Annotated in this window: 19 protein-coding genes; 11 read left to right on the forward strand and 8 right to left on the reverse strand. The window is 68.0% G+C overall.

Going from position 1 to position 15350, the window contains the following annotated elements:
- The first annotated feature begins 92 nt into the window (after positions 1 to 92).
- Positions 93 to 1196: an Rv3169 family protein gene (locus CVO77_RS07040; protein ID WP_105998509.1), complete on the forward strand. Its 1104-nt coding sequence runs from the start codon at positions 93 to 95 to the stop codon at positions 1194 to 1196.
- Entirely contained in the window at positions 1193 to 2248 is a 1056-nt protein-coding gene (locus tag CVO77_RS07045; RefSeq protein WP_105998510.1) for a phosphotransferase family protein, read from the forward strand. Before CVO77_RS07040 ends, CVO77_RS07045 begins: the two co-directional genes overlap by 4 nt.
- Before the next feature lie 273 nt (positions 2249 to 2521).
- Here CVO77_RS07045 and rpsI read toward each other — a convergent pair whose 3' ends face one another.
- From rpsI to CVO77_RS07065, 4 genes are all read right to left on the reverse strand, one after another.
- Positions 2522 to 3022 carry a 30S ribosomal protein S9 gene (rpsI, locus tag CVO77_RS07050; RefSeq protein ID WP_105998511.1) on the reverse strand — a complete coding sequence of 167 codons (501 nt, stop codon included), beginning with the start codon at positions 3020 to 3022 and terminating at the stop codon, positions 2522 to 2524.
- Entirely contained in the window at positions 3022 to 3501 is a 480-nt protein-coding gene (rplM, locus tag CVO77_RS07055) for a 50S ribosomal protein L13 (RefSeq protein ID WP_106000702.1), read from the reverse strand. Before rplM ends, rpsI begins: the two co-directional genes overlap by 1 nt.
- 178 nt (positions 3502 to 3679) lie before the next feature.
- Positions 3680 to 4462, reverse strand: coding sequence for a hypothetical protein (locus CVO77_RS07060; RefSeq protein ID WP_105998512.1), 783 nt, complete (start codon positions 4460 to 4462; stop codon positions 3680 to 3682).
- Positions 4459 to 5481 (reverse strand): COX15/CtaA family protein, encoded by a 1023-nt coding sequence (locus CVO77_RS07065; RefSeq protein WP_105998513.1) that lies wholly within the window; start codon positions 5479 to 5481, stop codon positions 4459 to 4461. Before CVO77_RS07065 ends, CVO77_RS07060 begins: the two co-directional genes overlap by 4 nt.
- Positions 5482 to 5587: 106 nt before the next feature.
- Here CVO77_RS07065 and CVO77_RS07070 point away from each other — a divergent pair, with 106 nt between their 5' ends.
- The 6 genes from CVO77_RS07070 (at position 5588) to galU (ending at position 10503) form a co-directional block, all read left to right on the forward strand.
- Positions 5588 to 6577, forward strand: a complete 990-nt coding sequence (locus CVO77_RS07070) for a M48 family metallopeptidase (RefSeq protein ID WP_105998514.1) — start codon at positions 5588 to 5590, stop codon at positions 6575 to 6577.
- Between the two features lie 53 nt (positions 6578 to 6630).
- Positions 6631 to 7167, forward strand: coding sequence for a peptide-methionine (S)-S-oxide reductase MsrA (msrA, locus tag CVO77_RS07075; protein WP_105998515.1), 537 nt, complete (start codon positions 6631 to 6633; stop codon positions 7165 to 7167).
- Between the two features lie 103 nt (positions 7168 to 7270).
- Complete coding sequence (gene yfiR, locus CVO77_RS07080) at positions 7271 to 7846, forward strand: regulatory sequestration protein YfiR (RefSeq protein ID WP_242446128.1); 576 nt, start codon at positions 7271 to 7273, stop codon at positions 7844 to 7846.
- The gene (gene dgcN, locus CVO77_RS07085; protein ID WP_105998516.1) at positions 7843 to 9072 is read left to right on the forward strand and encodes a diguanylate cyclase DgcN/YfiN; all 1230 of its coding nucleotides are present in this window, start codon (positions 7843 to 7845) and stop codon (positions 9070 to 9072) included. Before yfiR ends, dgcN begins: the two co-directional genes overlap by 4 nt.
- A 14-nt stretch (positions 9073 to 9086) precedes the next feature.
- Entirely contained in the window at positions 9087 to 9590 is a 504-nt protein-coding gene (gene yfiB, locus CVO77_RS07090; protein WP_105998517.1) for an outer membrane lipoprotein YfiB, read from the forward strand.
- A gap of 49 nt (positions 9591 to 9639) precedes the next feature.
- Positions 9640 to 10503, forward strand: coding sequence for a UTP--glucose-1-phosphate uridylyltransferase GalU (gene galU, locus CVO77_RS07095; RefSeq protein ID WP_105998518.1), 864 nt, complete (start codon positions 9640 to 9642; stop codon positions 10501 to 10503).
- A gap of 33 nt (positions 10504 to 10536) precedes the next feature.
- Here galU and aqpZ read toward each other — a convergent pair whose 3' ends face one another.
- Positions 10537 to 11259, reverse strand: coding sequence for an aquaporin Z (gene aqpZ / locus CVO77_RS07100; RefSeq protein ID WP_105998519.1), 723 nt, complete (start codon positions 11257 to 11259; stop codon positions 10537 to 10539).
- Positions 11260 to 11469: 210 nt separating this feature from the next.
- On the opposite strand from aqpZ, the gene CVO77_RS07105 reads away from it, so the two are divergent.
- Complete coding sequence (locus CVO77_RS07105) at positions 11470 to 11775, forward strand: hypothetical protein (RefSeq protein WP_105998520.1); 306 nt, start codon at positions 11470 to 11472, stop codon at positions 11773 to 11775.
- Between the two features lie 152 nt (positions 11776 to 11927).
- Here the strand turns inward: CVO77_RS07105 and CVO77_RS07110 are convergent, their stop codons facing one another.
- Positions 11928 to 12596 carry a LexA family transcriptional regulator gene (locus CVO77_RS07110; protein ID WP_242446129.1) on the reverse strand — a complete coding sequence of 223 codons (669 nt, stop codon included), beginning with the start codon at positions 12594 to 12596 and terminating at the stop codon, positions 11928 to 11930.
- 125 nt (positions 12597 to 12721) lie between these two features.
- Here CVO77_RS07110 and CVO77_RS07115 point away from each other — a divergent pair, with 125 nt between their 5' ends.
- Together CVO77_RS07115 and CVO77_RS07120 are read left to right on the forward strand one after the other, a co-directional pair.
- Positions 12722 to 12964 carry a hypothetical protein gene (locus tag CVO77_RS07115; RefSeq protein ID WP_105998522.1) on the forward strand — a complete coding sequence of 81 codons (243 nt, stop codon included), beginning with the start codon at positions 12722 to 12724 and terminating at the stop codon, positions 12962 to 12964.
- Complete coding sequence (locus CVO77_RS07120) at positions 12961 to 13269, forward strand: hypothetical protein (RefSeq protein WP_242446130.1); 309 nt, start codon at positions 12961 to 12963, stop codon at positions 13267 to 13269. The genes CVO77_RS07115 and CVO77_RS07120 overlap by 4 nt, the downstream gene beginning before the upstream one ends.
- Positions 13270 to 13271: 2 nt before the next feature.
- Here the strand turns inward: CVO77_RS07120 and CVO77_RS07125 are convergent, their stop codons facing one another.
- The gene (locus CVO77_RS07125) at positions 13272 to 14090 is read right to left on the reverse strand and encodes a hypothetical protein (protein ID WP_105998523.1); all 819 of its coding nucleotides are present in this window, start codon (positions 14088 to 14090) and stop codon (positions 13272 to 13274) included.
- Positions 14091 to 14107: 17 nt separating this feature from the next.
- Positions 14108 to 15316 carry a TIGR04063 family PEP-CTERM/XrtA system glycosyltransferase gene (locus CVO77_RS07130; RefSeq protein WP_105998524.1) on the reverse strand — a complete coding sequence of 403 codons (1209 nt, stop codon included), beginning with the start codon at positions 15314 to 15316 and terminating at the stop codon, positions 14108 to 14110.
- Between the last annotated feature and the right edge of the window lie 34 nt (positions 15317 to 15350).

A 15350-nucleotide genomic window follows, 5' to 3' on the forward strand; every position in this document is an offset into this window, starting at 1 on the left:
CAGCGAACAAGATGAAGCTTGGAACGCGCCGGCAGAGCATTGACGCCGCGCCTTATCCCGTTACGTTGCAATAAAAAACGGGATGAGAGACGATGCTGACAAAAGGCGATGATTTTCCGTTGCATCAGACCAGCGAGCCGATTGCGTTCGCGGGCACCGACCGCAACTTCTACGACCGCTATTTCTTCAACGGCACCAGCCCCGACGGGTCGGTCTTCTTTGCCGCGGCGATGGGATTCTATCCGCAGCTCGGCATCGTCGACGCAAGCTTTTGCGTCATCGTCGACGGGGTGCAGCATAACCTGCGCGCCAGCCGCCGCTCGGGCGGCGAGCGGCTCGACCTGTCGGTCGGCCCGATCGCGCTCAGCATCGACATGCCGTTGGAGGTCGTGACGCTGCGCATCGCGGCCAATGATGGCCCGCTGGCCGCCGAACTGATGTTCACCGGCCGCCATTTCCCGATCGAGGAGCCGCGCTTCATCCGCCGCAACGGCACGCGCCTGTTCATGGACTATACGCGGATGACCCAGAATGGGCGCTGGTCGGGCTGGCTGTCGGTCGACGGCGCGCGCATCGACGCGGCGAGCGACTGGGCGGGCACGCGCGACCGGAGCTGGGGCGTCCGCCCGGTCGGCGCGAGCGAGCCGCAACCGCCTCCGCAAGGCAATTTCAACCAATTCTTCTGGCTGTGGACGCCGTGCAATTTCGGCGATCGCTCGCTTTTCTTCCACAGCAACGACGATGGCGCGGGCCATCCGTGGAACCGCCGCGCGGTGATCGTCGGCGACGGCGGAGCCGGGGGCGGGAACGAGCAGCATTTCGACGCCGCGACCTTCGCGGTCGATTGGCAGGCGGGAACGCGGCGAATCGCGCGCATGACCGCCGACCTCGGCAGCGGCCGCTCGCTGGTGCTGAACCCGACCGGCCCGGTGTTCGCGATGAGCGGACTTGGCTACACCCATCCGCTCTGGAGCCACGGCCTCGACCATGGCCCCGAACCGGCTGTCGCGCACGACAGCCTGACGGAACCCGAACGCGGCTGGGGCAATCCGCTCGCGATGCATATCCAGGCGCTCGTCACCGCCGAGCTTACCGACGGCGGCAGCACGCATCGCGGCGTCGGCGTGCTCGAACAATTGTTCGTCGGCCCGCACGCCCCGACCGGCCTGACCGGCCTGATGGACCCCGCCGCATGAGCTTCCCGACCTCGCCCGCGGCGATGAGTCCGGCCTGGCTGGCAGAAAAACTGGGGCAGGCGCCCGATGCGCTGCGCGGATTCAGCGTCGCCAAGGTCGGCACCGGCCAGATGTGCGACAGCTTCCGCCTGACGCTCGATTGGGCGGGCAATTGGGCAGGCGACGTCGATGTGCCCGCCACGGTCGTCGCCAAATGCCCGAGCCACGACGAGGCGAGCCGCAGCATCGCCAAGCTCACTGGCACCTATGTCAAGGAAGTGAGCTGGTATCGCGAGCTTGCGGCGGGAAGCGGAGTCGCGGCGCCGCATTGCCACCATGCCGAGATCGCCGACGACGACGTCGATTTCGTGCTGATCCTGTCCGACCTCGCCCCCGCGCGGCAGGGCGACCAACTCGCCGGGCTCGGTCTCGCCGGGCTTGCACCGTGCATCGATGCCGCCGCCGGGCTGCACGCCCTGCTCTGGGACGATCCGCGGCTCGATACGCTGCCGTGGCTCGTGCGCGACAACGGCGATGTGATCCGCGCGCTCTTCCCGCAATTCTACACCGGATTTCGCGAACGCTATGCCGACCGGCTCGCGCCCGAGGTGCTCGACCTGGGTGCGGGGATCGTCGAAAAGATCGACGCCTATCTCGCGCGCCAGGCCGCGGCGCGGACGATCGTCCACGGCGATCTTCGGATCGACAATATCCTGTTCGCGCCGGGCGGAGCGCGCTGCTGGCTCGTCGACTGGCAGACGCTGGGGCGCGGCAGCGGCGCGGCCGATCTCGCCTATCTGGTCGGCACCAGCATCGCCGACCCGGTCGAGCGCGCCGCCGCCGACCGCCCCGCCTTCGACCATTGGCTCGCGGCGCTCCGCGCGCGCGGGATCGATCCCGACGAAGCCGGCCTCTGGTCCGACTATCGCGCCGGCGCGCTCAGCGGCTATTTCATGGCGGTCTTCGCATCGATGAGCGTCGAGCGCACGGCGCGCGGCGACGAGATGTTCGCGGTCATGGCCGAACGCCCGGCGCGGCAGGCGCTGATGCTGGGGAGCCTGGACCTGCTCTAGCCCCCTGTTGGAATGCCGGAAGCGACCAAAAAGCCCACCTCTCCACCATCGTCACCCTGAACTTGTTTCAGGGTCCATGGCCCGCCGTCTCCTTCGGCGCGGCGCTGGACGTGAGCGCAGGCCATGGATGCTGAAACAAGTTCAGCATGACGACATTATATGGCCGCGCCCCACCCCAAAGCGGACCGCCAGTCGCCCCGTTTCCCCATGGAAAAAGGGCGGCCCGTTGCCGGACCGCCCTTCCCCTTCTCCACCCGTCGGTGGAAAAAGCTGTTAGCGCTTCGAGAACTGGAAGCTGCGGCGGGCCTTCGCCTTGCCGTACTTCTTGCGCTCGACCGCGCGGCTGTCGCGGGTCAGGAAGCCGGCCGTCTTGACGACGCCGCGCAGCGCGGGCTCGAAGCGGGTCAGTGCCTGGGCGATGCCGTGCAGAACGGCGCCCGCCTGGCCCGACAGGCCGCCGCCCTTGACGGTCGCGATCACGTCATACTGGCCGACGCGTTCGGTCAGGCCGAACGGCTGGTTGATGACGAGGCGCAGCGTCGGGCGCGCGAAATAGACTTCCTGGTCGCGGCCGTTGACGGTGATCTTGCCCGTGCCGGGCTTGACCCACACGCGGGCGACGGCGTCCTTGCGGCGGCCGGTCGCATAGGCGCGGCCCTGCTTGTCGACGATCTTTTCGCGCAGCGGCGCGGTCGAGATCTGGGGAGCGACGGCGGCGCCTTCAACGGCACCGGCGAGATCCTTGAGATCGGTCATGGTCTGTTCGTCAGCCATTATGCACCCACCTTGTTCTTGCGGTTCATCGACGCGACGTCGATCACTTCGGGACTCTGCCCTTCATGCGGATGTTCGGCGCCGGCGAAAATGCGCAGGTTGCGCATCTGCTGACGGCCGAGCGGGCCGCGCGGGATCATCCGCTCGACGGCCTTTTCGAGCACGCGCTCGGGGAAACGGCCTTCCAAAATCTTCTGGGGGCTGGTTTCCTTGATGCCGCCGGCATAGCCGGTGTGCTTGTAATAGCGCTTGTCGGCCATCTTCTTGCCGGTGAACGCCACCTTCTCGGCATTGATGACGATGACATTGTCACCGCAATCGACGTGCGGGGTAAAGCTCGGCTTGTGCTTGCCGCGCAGGATGTTGGCGATAATCGACGCAACGCGGCCCACGACCAGACCGTCGGCGTCGATCAGCACCCATTTCTTCTCGACCGTCGCGGCGTTCGCCGATGCGGTCGTCTTGGTCAGCGCCTTGATCATGGCGACCTCCTTGACAGATAGGGACCAGGGCGATGGGAAAGCCGCCGCCCGAAACAAACCGCGCCGCCGCCCCAAAAGGAACGAAGCGGCGCTTCGGAGCGGGCCAATGACCCCGAACGCACAAAAAGTCAACTATGCAGCGGCTTTGCTGACGGGTATCAGAATACCCTATCGCCTATTCGCCGGCGGCGAGCGTCCGGATGCGCTCCTCGACGAGCTTGCGTTCGCCGGGATGAGCGGCGGCGATCCAGGTCCGGCGGCGCTCGCTCATGACCAGTCCGGTCGTCGTGTCGATCGTCCATGTCGTATCGATCCCGATCGGTTCGGCCCCGCCCGCTCCGGCCTTGATCGTGGCCCGTTCGGATTTCGTCACGGTGCGCAAGACCCCCTTTTGCTCGACGGACAGACCCGGAGCGTCCTCCTCGATCGCCGGATTCGCCGCCGCGACGAGCGCGCGAACATCCGCCGTGGCAAGTTTTTCGCGCTCTGCCGGCGGCAGCGCGGCCAGCAGGCCCGCCAGTTGTTTCGCTTCGCCCCGCGTCGCCGCCGCGCCCATGTCCTGCGCCCGGCCGAGCACGCGCTGCCAGAGGGCATCGGGATCGACGAGCGTGATGGCGCTACCGTCGGAGGCGATCAAATAGCTTATCGGCTGATCGACCAGTGGGTGCAGCATTGCGGTCACCGCCCGCACGACGTCGGGCGCCGCGTCGGATTCGATCCCGCGCAGAATCGCGACCAGCCGCACGCCGCGGCCCGCCCGGCTCCACTGGAGGTCATAGACCAAGGCATAGCTCGCCATCGTTCCATCGCGCGCCAGCCGCCGCGTGGTGACGCGATAGACCATCGGCCGATCGGTCGGCGGCGCAAACCGTGACGGCGCGGCGGTCAGGAGCGCCGCCGGCGGCGACGCGGGCGGCAGGGGCTGCGCGGCGAGCAGCAGCAACGCCGTGCCGATCATGCGGCCGGGCGGCCCAGTCGATGCAGCGCCGCCGCCGTCACCGCGACGAGGATCGCGCCCGTCACCTGGTGCAGCGCCGCGATCTCCATCGACACGCCGGTCACCACGGTCAGGATGCCGAGGGTCATCTGCACCGCGACGACGACGAGCAGCAGCTTCGGCTCGATCCGCGCGCCGCGGCGCGCGAGCGTCCGCGCCAGCAACAGCAGCGCGACGGCCGCGACCCACGACCACCAGCGATGGAGGAAATGGACAAGGAAGGGGTCGTTGGTGAAGGCAAACCAGGCCCCGTGCGACCAGTCGATGCCTTCGGGCACGAACCGGCCGTTCATCGACGGCCAGGTGCTGGCGACATAGCCGGCGTTAAGCCCGGCGACCCAGGCGCCGAGCATCAACTGGACGAACAGGATCGCGATCACCAGCATCGCCGCGCCGGTCGGCCGCGCCCGGCGCGCGCCGGGATCGCGCGCCATCACCGCAAAGTCGCGCGCGGTCCAGACGAGCGCGACGAGCAGGAAGAGCGCGGTCAGCAGATGCGTCGCGAGCCGGAAGTGGCTGACGTCGGTGCGGTCGGCAAGACCCGAGACGACCATCCACCAGCCGATCGCGCCCTGCAGTCCGACGAGCGCCACGAGCCCGACGAGCCGCCAGCCATAGCCCGCCGGAATCGCGCGCCGCCAGGCATAATAGGCCAGCGGCACGAGCAGCGCGACCCCGACCAGCCGGCCGAGGACGCGGTGCAGCCATTCCCAGAAGAAGATGCCCTTGAACGCCGCGAGCGACATGCCGGCGTTGATCTCGCGATATTCGGGGATCTGCTTGTATTTCTCGAACGCGGCCTGCCACGCCGCGTCGCTGAACGGCGGGAATATCCCCGACACCGGCTTCCATTCGGTAATCGACAGGCCCGATTCGGTCAGGCGGGTGATGCCGCCGACGGCGACGATGGCGATCACGAGCAAGGCCACGATCCAGAGCCAGCAGGCGAGCGTTGCGGGGCGGGGATTGGCGTGCGACATGGGGCCGCCCTATCGGCGCTTGCCGGGCGATAGGCAAGAGGGGGCGAAAGCCGGGCACGCAGCGAAATTCATGGCCGCGACAGGCGGCGCTTGATAAGCGACGGCGATGCGGCCGCTGCTCATCCTCGCCCCGATTCTGCTTGGCTTCCTTTTGCCGCCTGCGGCCATCGCATCGATCGCCGGGCCGTCGCCCTATGCCGAACTCGCGGCGCTCGAAGCGCGCGTCGCGGCGATCGGCTTTCGCCTGACCACCGCCAACGCCGCCTGGTGCCCGGCGGTGCAGCCGCAGTTCGGCTGGATCTGGGGCGACCCCCGCCTCTATGACGGCGCGCGGCGTGCCGAGGCCCTCGCCGCCTATCACGCCGCCGATATCGACGCGCCCTTCATCGCGGCGATCGCGCCGGGATCGCCCGCCGACCGCGCCGGCCTGCACGTCGGGGCGCCGGTGCTGACGATCGACGGCACCGCCGTTCCCGCCAGCGAAGACGCCGACCCCTTCGCGCGCATCGCCGCGGTCGAAGCTCGGTTCGCGGCGCTGCCACCGCGCGCCGCCGCAAAGATTTCGGGCGCGGCGGGACCGGCCGTCGCGATCACCCCCGTCCCCGGCTGCGCGAGCGATTTTCGCGTCGATGCGCGCGACCGTCCCGAGGGTGCCGCCGATGGCCGGCTGGTCGTGGTCAGCGGCGGTCTCGTCCGCTTCGCCGCCAGCGACGACGAACTCGCCGCCGCGGTCGCGCACGAGCTGGCGCACAATATCCTTCACCACCGCGCGCGGCTCGATGCCGCGGGGGTCGATCGCGGGCTCGGCAAGCAATTCGGCCGCAACGCGCGGCTGTTCAAGCAGACCGAGATCGAGGCCGACCGGCTGTCGGCCTGGCTGCTCGCGGGCGCGGGCTATGACCCGCATGCGGCGATCCGCTTCTGGACCCGCTTCGGCCAGCGCGAGGGGCGCCCGTTGTTCCAGGCCGGCACCCATCCACGCTGGCGCGACCGGGTCGCGTCGATCGCCACCGAAGTGCGCGCGATCGACGCCGCGCGCGCCGCCGGACGACCGCTCGAACCGCCGCTGATCGCCGACCCGCCACCCTTGGAATAGCGCCGCCGCCGCCCTATCTACACCGCATCCCCTTCCCCAACAAAGGACATGCCATGACCCGTGACAGCGCAATCCTGGCCGGCGGCTGCTTCTGGTGCACCGAGGCCGTGTTCCAGTCGCTCGACGGCGTCGACGGCGTCGAAAGCGGCTATATCGGCGGCACCCTCGTCAACCCGACCTACAAGCAGGTATGCGGCGGCGACACCGGCCATGCCGAGGCGATCCGGATCAGCTATGATCCCGCGGTGATTTCCTATGGCGACCTGCTCGACGTGTTTTTCGCCACGCACGACCCGACGCAGCTCAATCGCCAGGGCAATGATATCGGCACCCAATATCGCAGCGCGATCTTTCCGCTCGACGAGCAGCAGGAGGCCGCCGCGCACGACGGCATCGCGCGCGCGGGCGCCGATCGGCCTGCCCCGATCGTCACGACGATCGAGCCCGCATCGGCCTGGTATCCCGCCGAGGATTATCACCAGGCCTATTGGGAGGGTGAAGGCCAGCGCAATCCCTATTGCATGGCGTCCATCCCCCCAAAGCTCGCCAAATTGCGCAAGGGTTTTGCCGATCGGCTGCGCACGAGCTGACGGAGCGGAGGATTCGGCGACTGTTGCATGATGGCCGCATGACGTCACGTTTCCTTGACTTTGCGGCACTTTAGGCTAGCGGACACCCCCGCGCCGGGGCAGGATGAGCCCCACCGCCTTTGGGGATCGCTGCACGGTGCTGGTTTCGCTTCTTCTGATCGGATCGTCGCTCACGGCGCCGCAGATGGCTGTTCAGGCCGCCAGCCAGACGATCGTCGAAAATAGCGCCGAAGGCATCACCAACGGCGTTAATCGCATAATCGGCGGGATCATCAGCTACGCGCGCTGGCCGGCTTCGTCGCCCGCCGCGCCGCATGGCCTGTGCCTCGTCGGCGCGCCGCGCCTCACCGACCGGATCGGGCCGGTGCTTCCGGGCGGACGGACGGTCGCGGTGCGCCGCGCCACAGCGGCGGGGGCGACCGGCGGCGACTGCGACATCATCTTCCTTGGCCGCATGCCCGTCGCCGACCGCCAGCGCCTGATCGCCTGGGTGCGCGGTCGCCCGGTCCTGACGATCACCGACGACGATCCGGATTGCAGCTTTGGCGCCATGTTCTGCCTGAGCAGCGGCCCGAGGAAGATCAGCTTTTCGGTCAATCTCGACGCCATCGGCCGCGGCCCGCTGCGCATCGATCCGCGCGTGCTGAAAATCGGCAGCGACGATGGAGAGGCGCGATGACCGACCGCCCGACCGACCGCGAAGGCGCCCGGACGGCGCGGCAAAAGACGACGCTGCAAAAGCTGCTGTCGCGCTTTCATTTCGGCATAACGCTTTTCGCCGTCGCGCTATCGGGGCTGACGATCCTGCTCGCCGGGATCACCACGCTGCGCAGCTATGCCGACCATAATATCGAACTCGCGGCCCGGCTCGGTGCCTATGGCGCCGAACCCGCGCTGGTGTTCAACGATCCGCAGGCGGCGCGCGAGGGGCTCGAGCCGCTGATGCGCCTTCCCGGCATCGCGCGACTGCGGCTCGTCGACGATCGCGGGCGCCCGCTCTACCAATGGGCCTCGCCTAAGGGCGACCCGGCGCCATTTCTGACCCGGCTCTTTTTTCCGCGCCCCTTCGCGGCGACGGTGCAGCGCAACGGATCGGTGATCGGGCGCATCGAGGTGTGGGGCGACAGTTCGACGCTGATCGACTATGTCCGCATCGGCGCGCTCGCCGGTCTCGGCTGCCTGCTCGTCACCGCCCTGGGCACGATCATCCTCGCGCGCCGTTTCGAATATGAGTTGGTGAAGCCGCTGGGTGAGATCGCCACCGTCGCGCACGACGTCCGCCTCCACCGCCGCTTCGACAAGCGCGTCCAGTCGCTGGGGATCGTCGAACTCGACCGGCTGGGCGGCGACATCAACGCGCTGCTCGACGAATTGCAGGGCTGGCAGGGCACGATGGAAAGCGAAAAGGCGGTGCTCGCCCACCGCGCCTCGCACGACATGCTGACCGCCATGCCCAATCGCGCCGCGTTCGACGAGCAGTTGCGGCAGCGAATCCAGGCCGCGCAGGCAAAGGGCCGACGTTTCGCTTTGCTGTTCATCGATGCCGATAATTTCAAGGCGGCGAACGACAATCATGGCCACGCGGCAGGCGACGCGGTGCTTGTCGCGCTGTCGGAACGGATCAAGGACACGCTGCGCAACGAGGATTTCGCGGCGCGGATCGGCGGCGACGAATTCATCGTCATCATCGATCCGCTCGACGGCGCGATCGACCCCGGCGACCTTGCCGACCGCATCCGCACCGGCGTCTCGCAGCCGATCGCGCTGCCCGGCGGCCAGCATTACCGGCTGGGCATCAGCGTCGGCGCGGCGGTCTATCCCGACGACGGCACCGATGCGCGGACCCTGCTGACCGCCGCCGATGCCGCCATGTATGCCGACAAGCTCGTCAAGCGTCCGAATTGAAGCGGAGAGATAATGTGACCCACCCCCTGCCCCTTTCCCTCCGGCAGCTTTTCCTGATCCCGGTCCTGGCGCTGCTCGCAGCCTGCCAGAGCCTGCCACCGCCGCAGGGGTTCAGCCCCGAACAGATTGCCGCGCTTCAGGCCGAAGGTTTCGTCGAAACCGGCGAGGACTGGACGCTCACCATCAACGAGCGGCTGCTCTTCCCATCGAACGAAAGCGGCCTGCAGCCCGACCAGATCGAGCGGCTGGGGACTCTTGCCCATCACCTGATCGCGGTCGGCATCACCACGGCGCGGGTCGAGGGCCATACCGATTCGACAGGCAAGAGCGCCTATAACCAGGCCTTGTCGGAAGCGCGGGCGCAAACCGTCGCGGCGCCGCTGCAGGCGAACGGCATGCGCTTTACCGCCGACCAGATCATCGGCCGCGGCGAAACGATCCCGCTTTCGCCCAACAGCACGCCCGAGGGACGGCAGGACAATCGCCGCGTCGTGCTGATTGTTTCGCCAGCCGAATGACCAGCCCCGCGTCTTTTCCTGTTCATAAAAGCCCGCTAAGCCCGCGCGCATGAAACCGATCCGCAAAGCCGTCTTTCCCGTCGCCGGCCTCGGCACCCGCTTTCTTCCCGCGACCAAGGCGATCCCCAAGGAAATGCTGCCCGTCGTCGACCGGCCGCTGATCCAATATGCCGTCGACGAAGCGCGCGAGGCGGGGATCGAGCAGATGATCTTCGTCACCGGGCGCGGCAAGAGCGCGATCGAAGATCATTTCGACATCGCTTTCGAGCTCGAAAAAACGATGTCGGAACGCGGCAAGGATCTGTCGGTGCTCGCGCCGACGCGGCTTGGCCCCGGCAATTGCGCCTATGTCCGCCAGCAGGAACCGATGGGGCTCGGCCATGCCATCTGGTGCGCGCGCGCCATCGTCGGCGACGAGCCCTTCGCCATCTTCCTGCCCGACGAGTTCATGCACGGATCGCCCGGCTGCATGAAGCAGATGGTCGACGCCTATGCCCAAGTGGGCGGCAATCTGATCTCGGTGCTCGAAGTCCCGCGCGCGCAAGTATCCGCCTATGGCGTGATCGCGCCGGGCAAGGCCGACGGCGCGCTGACCGAAGTCACCGGCCTCGTCGAAAAGCCGCCAGTCGACAAGGCACCGTCGAACCTGATCATCTCCGGCCGCTACATCCTCCAGCCCGAGGTGATGCGCGTGCTCGAACATCAGGAAAAGGGCGCGGGCGGCGAGGTTCAACTGACCGACGCGATGGCGGCGATGATCGGCCACCAGCCGTTTCACGCGGTGACCTTCGACGGCGCGCGCTACGACTGCGGATCGAAGGCCGGCTATATCCAGGCCAATCTGGCGGTCGCGCTCGAGCGGCCCGACATCGCCGACGAGGTTCGCGCCTTCGCGCTCGATCTGCTCAAATAGAACCGGCGGAGCAGCGCTCCGCCGGTTCGATCCTCAATCGCCGTCGATATTGGGCTTGGGAAAGCTGTCGGCGCCCAGCGTCTTGTAGAGCCAGCCGCCGACGAGCCCGCCGGCCAGCGGCGCAAGCCAGAACAGCCAGAGCTGCTGGAGCGCGAGCCCGCCGACGACGAGCGCCGGGCCGGTGCTGCGCGCCGGATTGACCGAGGTGTTGGTGACCGGGATCGCGATCAGGTGGATCAGGGTCAGCGCCAGGCCGATCGCCAGCGGCGCGAAGCCCGCGGGAGCGCGCCCGTCGGTTGATCCCATGATGATCCATACGAAGAATGCGGTCAGCACCATTTCGATGATCAGCGCCGACCAGACGTCATAATGGCCCGGCGACCCGTCGCCAAAACCGTTCGCCGCCAGCCCCTTCGCGATATCGTAGGTCGGACTGCCCTGCGCGACATAATAGAGCAGGAACGCCGCGACGATCGCCCCCAGCACCTGCGCGACGACATAGAGCGGGATATCGCGCGCCGCGAAGCGCCCGCCCGCCCACAGGCCGACGGTCACCGCCGGGTTAAGGTGGCAGCCCGAAATATGGCCGATCGCATAGGCCATGGTGACGACGGTGAGCCCGAAGGCCAGCGCGACGCCGAGAAAACCGATGCCCAGGTCGGGAAAGCCCGCGGCCAGAACCGCGGCGCCGCAGCCGCCGAAGACAAGCCAGAATGTGCCGATAAACTCGGCCAGACCCTTTTGGATGTTCGTCATATGACCTCCTCCCGCCGATGGTCATGACGCCGCCGGCGCGAGCGAACCCTAGCACAGCCGAAAGGAGCGGCAAGTCTTTGTAAACCATATGTCCCGTGGCGGGATTCAGGAAGGAATGGGGCTCCCCCGATCACTCTCTCCTTCCGTCGCAATATCCTGTTCAGCCGGACGCGCCTATGCGACAAGGCAGCACCGGTGAGGAGAAAGACGATGCGGGCCCTGATCATCGCGGCGCTGGCCGCCCCCATGCTCGCGGGCTGCGTGGGCGCCGTCAAATCGGTCGTCACCGCGCCGGTCAAGGCCGTCGGGCAAGTCGCCGACTGGTCGACGACGAGCCAGGACGAATCCGACCGCAACCGCGGCCGCGCGATGCGCGCGCGCGAGGAGCGGCTGGGCAAGCTGTCGCGCCAGCGCGACAAGGCGGCCGAGAAATGCCGCAGCGGCCAGGAAGATCAATGCCAGCGCGCCGAAGTGCTCGATCACGAGATCGAAGCGGTGATGGCCGAGCGGATCTAACCGCCCCCAACCCTGTGCTCCCCCGCGTAGGCGGGGGTCCATCTCCCATCTTATCGATTGCAGCCCGTGGCGCGTGAGAACGATAGCGTAGGAGATGGACCCCCGCCTTCGCGGGGGAACAGGGGGCGGCACATCGCGTCCGGGCCTGATCCTCACCGCACCCTTCGCCCGGTCCAGACAACGCGGCCGACCAGCCGCACCGCCGCCATCGGCAGATCGTCCCAGCTTCGATATTGCGGATTGTCGCTGATCACCGAAATCCGCCCCTGTCCTGGGGCGCGCGACACGCGCTTCACCATCAGCGCATCGTCCATGCGCAGGACATAGATGCCGTCGCGCAGCCGCGCCGCGGCGTCGCCGCCATCGACCATGATATCGTCGCCGTCGCTCAGTGTCGGCGCCATCGAATCGCCCTCGACGCGGATGATGCTGAGCGCGCGCGGATCGGCACCCAGGTCGCGCAGCCATTTGGGATCGAAGGCGACCCGCCCTTCGACGGGTTCGCCGTCGATGCTGGCGCCCGCCCCCGCCGATGCGCCGATCGCCAGCTTGGGCACCAGCACCATGTCGCCCCCGCGCGGCCGCGCCGACGCGGCGACGCGCGGCTCGGGCCCGCCGAGCAGCGCTTCGGACACGCCGAGATAGGCGGCGATGCGCGCGCGATCCTCCTCCGCCAGCCGCCGCGGCGTGCCGCGCTTGATATATTGCTGGATATAGGCGGGGTTGCGCCCGATGCGCGCCGAAAGCTGGGCATAGTCGACGCCCCTTTCGGTCAGGAGCCGGTCGAGCGCCGCGCGCGGATCGAGATCGAATATGGTCAAGCGAGTGGTCCTTCCTATTTCCTCCATAGCGATAGGAATTTTCCTAGACAAGTAGGAAATCACCTATCAAATAGGAAATATCCTATTGGACGAGTCGTCCGATATCGGGGGCAAAGGAGGATGGAATGGAGCGCAGCCTGCTGCAACGGATCGAGAGTTTCCTGCGGGAATCGCATATGCCGCCAAGCGTCTTCGGCCGCGCCGCGGCGCACGACCCGCGGCTGGTGAGCGATCTGCGCGGCGGACGCGAGCCGGGTCGTCGGCTGATCTGCCAAGTGGAACATTTCATGAACAAATGGCGTGTCGATCGCCATGCGGGGCGCGTCGCGCCGTGCGGCGACCGCCGCCATGCGGGAGAGCGCCGATGATCCGCTGGTCCCCCGCCACCCCGGCCCGGCCCGGTTGCCCGCATCGCCGCCTGACCCGATTGCTCGCCGCCGAACTGGGCGGCGGCATCGCGATCGGCGCGTCGACGCTGCGCCCATGGGCCAGCGCCAATTTCGTCGGCGCGCGTCACCTGTTCGCCTGCGCGGGAAACGAAGCGGCAAAAGCGCTTCAGGAAAGGCTGATCGCGACCGAATGGCGGCTGCCCGGCCATATCGTCGCCGATGTCGCGATCGAGCCGGGCGATGGCGCGGGCTTTACGATCGAAATTTTGACCGTCGAGGATTAGGGTCAGCCCGCCTGGCGGTTCATCCGCTGGAGCGTGCTGAGCGCCGCCTCGAGCGCGAAGTCGATTTCGCCTTCACCCTCGCCTTCGCCTTCGGGCGCGACGGCGGGCACCGGTATGGCCGGCGCCGCGGCCGATTCGGGGCGGCGGCGCGCGAGCCCCGCCTCGAAGCGCGCGACCATCGCGCCGAGCGAATGGCCGGCGGGGTCGGGCAGGACGGGACCGGCGCGGTCGGCCGGTTGCAGCCACGGTTCGGCGCCGGGCTCATCGGCCTCGACCGGCGCAAGGTCGGCGAGAATCAACTCGTCCTCCTCGAACACTCCGATCGGTTCGGACGGGACGGCCACGCCAGGCGCGGCGATCGGGCCCAATCCCAGCGCGGGAAGGTCGCGCCCCGCGCGGATTGGCGGGCGCGGCGGATCGTCGGGATGCAAGTCGGCGCGGCGGCGGCGAACCGGCGCCTCGCCATCCTCATCGTCATCGACGACCTTGTTCCGCCGCATCAGGCGCCCGAGCGCGGCAAGCCCCGATTGCTCGGGCTCGGCGATGAGCAGCGCGATGAATCCCGCGATCAAGGCGGCGACGGCGGCCATGCCGAACGCCAGCGCGAGCCGGGCGGCATTGCCGACCGGCGGTACGAAGACATCGGACAGGCGGTCGAGATAGAGATTCCAGCTGATCCCGGCGACCCACGCCATCGGGATCACCGCGGCGAACAGGAAGGTCAGCGCCGCGGCGCCGATGACCGCGGGCACGGCAGGCCCCAGCGCGCGCAGCACCGCGATGGTCCGGCTGGCTTTCGGCGCTTCGTTCTCGTCGTCCATATCGTTCCCGAATCTTGTCATGCGGCGGCACGGAGCAGGCGTTGGTAAACCGGCTCGTAACGCAAAATGTTTGACGACCAGTTACGATGCGTCTCGACAAAGATACGCGCCGTCCGCCGCCTTTCGTCCCACATGCCGCGCCGTTCGAGCAATCCCGATAAGGCCGCGGCGATCGCCGCCGGGTCGTCGGGCGCGAACAAGGTTCCGGTCACCCCATCGTCGATCAGTTCGCGGTGGCCGCCGACGTCCGATGCGGCGACCAGCTTGCCCTGCGCCATCGCCTCCAGCGGTTTCAGCGGCGTGACGAGGTCGGTGAGCCGCATCTTCTTGCGCGGATAGGCGAGGATGTCGATCAGCGAATAATAAAGCTCGACCGCTTCGTGCGCGACGCGGCCGACGAAATGGATCCGGTCGGCCACCGGCGAGGCCGCCGCCTGGCGCTTCAGCGCGGCTTCCATCGGGCCGCCGCCGACGAGAAGGAGCCGCGCGCCCGGCTGCGCCGCGACAAGCGCCGGCATCGCGGCGATCAGGTCGTCGATCCCCTCATAATCATAAAAGCTGCCGATGAAACCGATCACCGCGTCGCTCGCGGCGATGCCAAGCTCCGCCGCCAGCGCGTCCTCGCGCGGCAGCGGACGACCGAACAGGTCGAGGTCGACGCCATTGGGCGACACGATGATCTTCGCCGGATCGATGCCGCGCGCGATCAGGTCGCCGCGCAGCCCCTCGCAGATCACCGCGACCGCATCGGCCGATCGGACGGCATGGGTTTCGAGCCGCCGCGTCAGCCAATAGCGCGCGCTGCCCTCGCGCCCAGTGCCGTTGCCGACCGCCGCATCCTCCCAGAAAGCGCGGATTTCATAAAGGACCGGGATGCCGAGCCGCTTGCCCGCGCGCAGCGCCGCGAGCCCGTCCAGCACCGGCGAATGCGCGTGGAGCAGGTCGGGCTTCCACTCTCTTGCGAGCGCCTCGGTGCGCGCCGCGAGCGCCGCAATCTCGCGCCATTCGCGGATCGGCGAGCGCGCCGGGGCAAGCGGCGGAGTGCGATGAAAGGTCAGCCCGTCGACGGTCTCGACCGCGGGTCCGGGGTCGGGATGGCGCACGCCGGTGACCCCCGCGACCGCCCAACCCTTCGCGACCTGCGCCTTCATCAGCGCCCGCGTGCGAAAAGTGTAGCCGCTGTGCGCGGGCAGGCTATGGTCCAGGACGTGAAGAATGCGGGTCATCGGGTCGGTGCTTTGACAGAGAAGCCTTAACGCG

This window comes from Sphingopyxis lindanitolerans (assembly GCF_002993885.1).
In the GTDB taxonomy this organism is placed as follows: Bacteria; Pseudomonadota; Alphaproteobacteria; order Sphingomonadales; family Sphingomonadaceae; genus Sphingopyxis; species Sphingopyxis lindanitolerans.

Excerpts from the sequence above, each read along its gene's own strand:
- CVO77_RS07070 (WP_105998514.1), top strand. The coding sequence starts at position 5,588 with ATGCGGCCGCTGCTCATCCTCGCCCCGATTCTGCTTGGCTTCCTTTTG.
- CVO77_RS07060 (WP_105998512.1), bottom strand. The coding sequence starts at position 4,462 with ATGATCGGCACGGCGTTGCTGCTGCTCGCCGCGCAGCCCCTGCCGCCC.
- CVO77_RS07105 (WP_105998520.1), top strand. The coding sequence starts at position 11,470 with ATGCGGGCCCTGATCATCGCGGCGCTGGCCGCCCCCATGCTCGCGGGC.
- aqpZ (WP_105998519.1), bottom strand. The coding sequence starts at position 11,259 with ATGACGAACATCCAAAAGGGTCTGGCCGAGTTTATCGGCACATTCTGG.
- msrA (WP_105998515.1), top strand. The coding sequence starts at position 6,631 with ATGACCCGTGACAGCGCAATCCTGGCCGGCGGCTGCTTCTGGTGCACC.
- yfiR (WP_242446128.1), top strand. The coding sequence starts at position 7,271 with ATGAGCCCCACCGCCTTTGGGGATCGCTGCACGGTGCTGGTTTCGCTT.
- dgcN (WP_105998516.1), top strand. The coding sequence starts at position 7,843 with ATGACCGACCGCCCGACCGACCGCGAAGGCGCCCGGACGGCGCGGCAA.
- CVO77_RS07040 (WP_105998509.1), top strand. The coding sequence starts at position 93 with ATGCTGACAAAAGGCGATGATTTTCCGTTGCATCAGACCAGCGAGCCG.
- CVO77_RS07120 (WP_242446130.1), top strand. The coding sequence starts at position 12,961 with ATGATCCGCTGGTCCCCCGCCACCCCGGCCCGGCCCGGTTGCCCGCAT.
- CVO77_RS07130 (WP_105998524.1), bottom strand. The coding sequence starts at position 15,316 with ATGACCCGCATTCTTCACGTCCTGGACCATAGCCTGCCCGCGCACAGC.
- CVO77_RS07045 (WP_105998510.1), top strand. The coding sequence starts at position 1,193 with ATGAGCTTCCCGACCTCGCCCGCGGCGATGAGTCCGGCCTGGCTGGCA.
- galU (WP_105998518.1), top strand. The coding sequence starts at position 9,640 with ATGAAACCGATCCGCAAAGCCGTCTTTCCCGTCGCCGGCCTCGGCACC.
- CVO77_RS07115 (WP_105998522.1), top strand. The coding sequence starts at position 12,722 with ATGGAGCGCAGCCTGCTGCAACGGATCGAGAGTTTCCTGCGGGAATCG.
- CVO77_RS07125 (WP_105998523.1), bottom strand. The coding sequence starts at position 14,090 with ATGGACGACGAGAACGAAGCGCCGAAAGCCAGCCGGACCATCGCGGTG.
- CVO77_RS07065 (WP_105998513.1), bottom strand. The coding sequence starts at position 5,481 with ATGTCGCACGCCAATCCCCGCCCCGCAACGCTCGCCTGCTGGCTCTGG.
- rpsI (WP_105998511.1), bottom strand. The coding sequence starts at position 3,022 with ATGGCTGACGAACAGACCATGACCGATCTCAAGGATCTCGCCGGTGCC.